The organism is Psittacicella hinzii, from assembly GCF_003585935.1.
GTDB classification, from domain to species: domain Bacteria; phylum Pseudomonadota; class Gammaproteobacteria; order Enterobacterales; family Psittacicellaceae; genus Psittacicella; species Psittacicella hinzii.
In genome coordinates this window covers 1-5,624 of the sequence record NZ_NRJG01000113.1, presented here as the reverse complement: position 1 = coordinate 5,624, position 5,624 = coordinate 1, and the positions used below count along the sequence as shown (strand labels likewise).

At 33.6% G+C, this 5,624-nt stretch carries 6 protein-coding genes; 1 reads left to right on the top strand and 5 read right to left on the bottom strand.

Features of this window, described 5'->3' with window-relative positions; genetic code table 11:
• Positions 1-67 precede the first annotated feature (67 nt).
• From CKF58_RS06180 to CKF58_RS06160, 5 genes are all read right to left on the bottom strand, one after another.
• Entirely contained in the window at positions 68-808 is a 741-nt protein-coding gene (locus CKF58_RS06180; RefSeq protein WP_119532037.1) for a hypothetical protein, read from the bottom strand.
• Between the two features lie 134 nt (positions 809-942).
• Positions 943-2,178, bottom strand: a complete 1,236-nt coding sequence (locus CKF58_RS06175; RefSeq protein WP_119532035.1) for a hypothetical protein — start codon at positions 2,176-2,178, stop codon at positions 943-945.
• 33 nt (positions 2,179-2,211) lie between these two features.
• Positions 2,212-3,729, bottom strand: a complete 1,518-nt coding sequence (locus CKF58_RS06170) for a S8 family serine peptidase (protein ID WP_119532033.1) — start codon at positions 3,727-3,729, stop codon at positions 2,212-2,214.
• 578 nt (positions 3,730-4,307) lie between these two features.
• On the bottom strand, positions 4,308-4,640 hold the full coding sequence (locus CKF58_RS06165; RefSeq protein WP_119532031.1) for a restriction endonuclease subunit S: 333 nt from the start codon (positions 4,638-4,640) through the stop codon (positions 4,308-4,310).
• Positions 4,588-4,896: a restriction endonuclease subunit S gene (locus CKF58_RS06160; RefSeq protein WP_119532029.1), complete on the bottom strand. Its 309-nt coding sequence runs from the start codon at positions 4,894-4,896 to the stop codon at positions 4,588-4,590. Before CKF58_RS06160 ends, CKF58_RS06165 begins: the two co-directional genes overlap by 53 nt.
• 56 nt (positions 4,897-4,952) lie before the next feature.
• On the opposite strand from CKF58_RS06160, the gene CKF58_RS06155 reads away from it, so the two are divergent.
• Positions 4,953-5,510 carry a restriction endonuclease subunit S gene (locus CKF58_RS06155; protein WP_119532027.1) on the top strand — a complete coding sequence of 186 codons (558 nt, stop codon included), beginning with the start codon at positions 4,953-4,955 and terminating at the stop codon, positions 5,508-5,510.
• Positions 5,511-5,624 lie beyond the last annotated feature (114 nt).

The following is a 5,624-nucleotide window of genomic DNA, read 5'->3' as shown; positions in this document are numbered from 1 at the left end:
TTTTAGCCTGTTCCTTTTTTAGAATATGTAATTAAATTATTAAATTATCCATAAGGGATATTAATAATTAAAAGCCGTATCTTAAGCTTAAATTCGCTTTAGTGTTAGACCAGTTACTGCCTACAGTATAGCCACCAGCTAAACGGATGTTAAAGCTTGGGCTAATGTTAATACTATAACCAATAGTTAAGTCTGCTAAGAATTTAGCATCAAAACCATTAGCTAGAGCAGTACCAACAGTTAAACGTGCATTGAAGCGATTACTACTAATGTTTTGGCTTAGTTTTAGTTCACTATCTAAAGTAGAGCTAAAGCCCCAAGTATTAAAGGTAACAAATCCTTTAAGACCTGCATGCACAAAACCAGTTGTATGATGACGTGAAGCTACATTTTTCGCAAAACTTGCAGCTGTATCATTGTTAACTGATTCTTTGAATTTGCTTTGACTATGGAACTCAAGAGTAGCACCACCATTAACTTCTAAACCAGAATTTTGGTTACCTAATAATAAATAATCAGCATTAGCGGTTAAACCTACAGTGCGTAACTTAAAGTCACTATCTAAGTAGTAATCATCAATTAAATGTTGAGTATTATCAAAGCTATGTTGATTGAAGTATAAACTACCACCCACATAAGCACGATTAAAGGCTTTACCAACACTTAAGTTAACACCTACACTTGAGATTTCACCTTTAGAAGCTTTACGATCATAGCCTTTAAAGCCTTGATAGTAAGTTCCTTTAAATGTAGTTGCAGCAATACCCCAGTTTAGACCTGCATTTTGACTATAAGCTCCTGCAGTCATACCATAGATATTAAGATCACCACGTAATGAAGTGTTGTTTTGTTTCCAATCTCCACTTGCTGCTAAAGTATTTACGTAAGCGTATACTTTTTGATCGTCTGTTAAATAACGACCTGTTGCTACTTGCGTGAAATCTAAGTTTTGTTTACGAGCTGCGTCATTAGTTGTAGCCTGTAAATTACTATAGAATACTCTGAATTTGTAGCATATAAATCTAGTAGTTCAGAGTCTTGAGCATTTTGTATGCGAGTTGCTAGAGTAACTACTGCATCGCTTGATTGCTCATCCGTTGTATTTGCTGCTTGAATTTGATCTTGATCAGAACTTGAGTTACTACTTTGTGCTTGCTCATCAGCTGTTAGAGTAACAGCATTAGTTTGAGATTTACCGTAAAGAGTATAAGCTGTTGTAGCTTTTTGTGCACTATCTTCTCGGTTTTGTTGATTTACAGCTATAGTTGAGTTTACATTACTACTTTGTAAGTCATTGCTTGCCGTTTGAGAATTTGCACTAGCAGCTAAATTTTTATTAGCTTGAATGAAGATATTATCGGTTTGTTGACCACCAATAGATAAGATATTTGCATCAGCAGCCGTTAAATTTAAAGATGAAGCTACACTACGAGCAGCTTGTGTTCCAGACTTACGTTTTACAATGACATAAAGATTATTAGCATATTTTCTGTCACTAGCTTGAATTGTTACATAGCGATTGGATCGCCCCTCTTCGATGCGTTTTGGCTTGAATGTAATATCACCAGTAATACCTTTATCCGCTGTTAAAATAGCTACTTCTTGCTCCTCGGTTGTTGGGACATATGTTTCTTCCTGTAAGCGAGCAAAATAAGTACCGTCTAGTTTTGCGGTTCCTGTAACTTTTATACCAGTTAACTGACATTTAAACAGTGATAAATATACTTGTAAATTACTATCTTTACCTAATACTAATTCATTAATTTTACTATTAATCGTACGTAATTCACCATTGTTTACTATTTTATTAGCATTAACACGCACTAAATATAACCCACCACCTTTACTTACGCTAATTTGTGGGGTGTTGATTGTAGCATTGTCAGCATAAGCATTTGCAGCGTCTTCAATTATAGATCGTGAGGTGTGCATATCTTTACTAAAAACGAAATTACCGCTATGAACGATTGTTTCGCCAGTGTAACTTTGATTGCCGATTAAATATAAAAGATTAGAGTATTTACCATATACTTCAAGTCCACCTGGTCCGTAAATATTATTTCTAAATGCATAACGCATATTATGATTATTTACCGAATGTAAATCCATGTCTGCTATAAAGTTGTTATCGCTTAGAAATGCAGCTGGACCACGTAATGCTAGTTCAGCATTAACCATCCCTCAACCAAAATTCTCATCTACACCAGGTTCTCAAAGATCATAAGCGGTAGTAAGTAAGGTGGTTTTGATGTTATTTGCGCTCATCCAAGGGAATTGATTTTGTACTAAAGTAGCAATTCCTGAAACTATTGGAGCTGAGAAACTAGTACCTTCCGATACAGAAAATTTAGGGTTTTTACGGTTAGTTTTATCTTCAAAGCCATCGGAATGGAAGTAGTAATAAGGAGCTACTAAACAGTCTTCCTTAACTGCACCACAACCGAGAGATAAAGGTGAAATATAAACGTTGCGATCTTTAAGGTTGATATCAGTGTAATCGGTAAAACTAGTTACAAATACTGGTAATCTATTGGAGTATTTTTTAACTTTATCAGTTGTTTCTTCTGCAAACTTTTCAATTGCATAACTATAAACTATTGAAGCTTGACGTTTAACCTTATCTGCACTATTAACCATAACCCCAAAGGATAAGCGATTAACAAGGTTAATAATTTCTGGATCGTTAGTGGATTTTAAAAATGCTAAAGGTTGTTTATATCGAGTTTTGTACAACGGAGTGTCAAGTTGCGAATATTGTGATTCAGTTGCTGGATAAGCGACAACCTCATTAGATAGGTTAACAATATGTGGTTTTACTTTTGTAAGGAGGCTTTTGAAAATTATTTCGTCATAATTACTTGCAGCCTTATCTATTTGACGAGTGTTTTTTATTAGTCGCTTATTTGCCGGATCCATTTCCACAGCATAATAATATGCGTATGGAGCTAGATGTACAACTATTGGATCAGTATCCTCCCGTTTAGCTAAAATTCTTAAAACACTAGTTCCATGTCGATTAGTTGTTTTTAAATCAATTGGCGTTCTACTCTCTGTAAAAGTATAGTTGTCTGGATTTTCCCGCAAATATCTAACCGATGAATTTTTGGTATAAGGGGTTTGAGTATGATCTATCCCAATATCAATTAAGAGAACGTTCACAAGACTACCTTTAATGGGAGTAGTATTGACATGGTAATCAAAAGGAAGAGTCTCACCTTCTCCAAAATGAATAGTTGAAGTACTTGACATTACCAAACCTAAGTAATGTCTAACTAAACCAACTGCATTGTGTACACCATAAATGAATTTTAGAACGCTATTAGATTGTCCAGGATATATTCTAGCCATATCTTCATAAACAAGTTGCTCTGCAAATGTTTCATGAGCTGCATTTCTATGAGGATTATCACCGTATTCACTAATGCGAGGAAGATTATTTGATGCTCCAATCACATAAGGTTTGTTATAGATGTACTGACCTTTGTCATCAAAATAATTTGTAGGGGAAGTCCCTGCGACAGGATTTTGTGGTTTTTGTGGCTGAGGCTGTGGTTGAGGTTGTGGTTGTGGCTGAGGCTGTGGAATAGTAACAGGTTGTTTATTACCGGCTGTGGTATTTGGAGGTGTTACTTTTGTAGAGTTAGAGCTTGAGCTACTGTATGATGAAGTGCTACCACCTTCGCTGCCACCACAAGCAGAAAGGCTAATAGCAGCAAAAGCTGAGGTCAAAGCAATACATAATTTTGATAGGACGTGCTTTATGCATACCTAAATCCTTAGCATTGCTATTGTATAGATCGTAAAATGTTTAAAACAAAATTTTAATCTTACGGCAATGCTATTTCAAGTTGAGATAAATAAATTAAAAACAATAAGTCTGTAAAATTTGAGACTAATTTAGATACATATTAGATTTAGTGTCTGAGTAAGCAATTTTATACATGCTATACCCAGTTATTTAAAGTTTAGCATTTTTAAATATCGTCTTATTTGTATTTGATAGTTAGATAGCGATTGGTTTATATTTGAAGATTGCTTTTGGAATTTAGTTAGTCATTTTGTAAGATAAAACTGATTTTTGTAAGTAACTAAAAGTTGTGTATTGAGATATTCTCGTTTTAAATCTTGATGAAAAAAAATACTGACATTATCTAATACGAAGAGGAAATAAAACTACAAAAAAAGTGATACACCACACAATCTTTATTAAAGTCAAAAAATTCTCATCTTAGTTTTAAACGATAAAACTATAGATGAGAATTTATAACGTACGTTTAATTTATAGAACTAGTTTTGAATACATAGAATTACATGGTTTCAAGTTTACCATCTGGATTTAGTAGCCAATATTTGTAATATTCAAATTGTTTTCTACGTAGTTCTACTTCTTGTTCTACAGATTCTTTTAGTTCGAGCATAGTATCAATAATATGAGCTATGCGTTTTTGTTCTTCTAAAGGAATTACTGGTATTGGTATTAATTTTAACGAGGCTGCTGTTAATCTGGGTCTAGCAAATGGATTATTTAAGAAAGGAAGAAAATTTATACTTCTTAAATAGTGATAGAGAAAGTTGTAATCCATCACTTCATCTTTTGGTTTTATTATATTGAATATTATTATTCGCCCAGAATTTACCATAAGCTCTAAGCACGGAATATGGTTGTACACTTATAGTTCCTGCTTCAGCTAAAATTATAAAATTTCCATCATGAGTAAATCCATCAACGTAATCAATAATACCATTCGCTCCATAATAAGGGGTATTACCGTGAACCCTTCTGGTAGCAGCAATAGGATCTCTATATTTATTGAAAATATCACATACAGATATTAAAGGTAGAGAATCAGCGTTCTTGATAGAATCCATTAGTTTATCTAAAGCACCCCAATACATCTTATTGCGAAGTTCTGCTTCTTAATTCTTTATACTGGAATATTTTGGATAAGTTTATGCTACCTCTAGCAAACTTACCAAAGCAAAAATTAGAGAATGTCTGCGAAATTCATAGTCGATATAGAAAAGCAGTGCCAGCATTATCAAGAATTAAAGGAGAAACTCCATATCAAGGAGCTAATGGGATCATTGATTACGTTGATGGTTATACACATGATGGTAAGTTCCTGTTAATTGCTCAAGATGGTTCAACTAGTCTTTATCCATATTCATTACGTAGATTCTCAGGTAGATTTTGTGCAAACGATCATGTGCATATTGTTAAACCTATTGAAGAGGTTTTAGACTATAATTTTGCATATCACTATCTGAGAAGTTTAAACTTTACTCCGTATGTTAATAATCCAACTCGTTCTAAGTTGACATTGCCATTATTAAAAAATTTACCGTTTCCAGTTATCTCTCTAGATGAACAAAAACGTATAGCTCATATTCTTGATACTATGCTAGAATTAAAAGAAGCTGTTGAAAAGGAAGTTGAGCTACGTAGACAACAATTTGAATATTACAAATATTGGCTGCTCAATCCTGAGGGTAAGCTTGAAACGATGTAAGTGAACTAAATTTATATCTTCATCTCAAGATTAATAAAATTTAATACACGTTGTTAAAGATGGCATAACACAAGCTAATGCTCTACAAAATTGAAAAAAGAACATAGAAAAAGG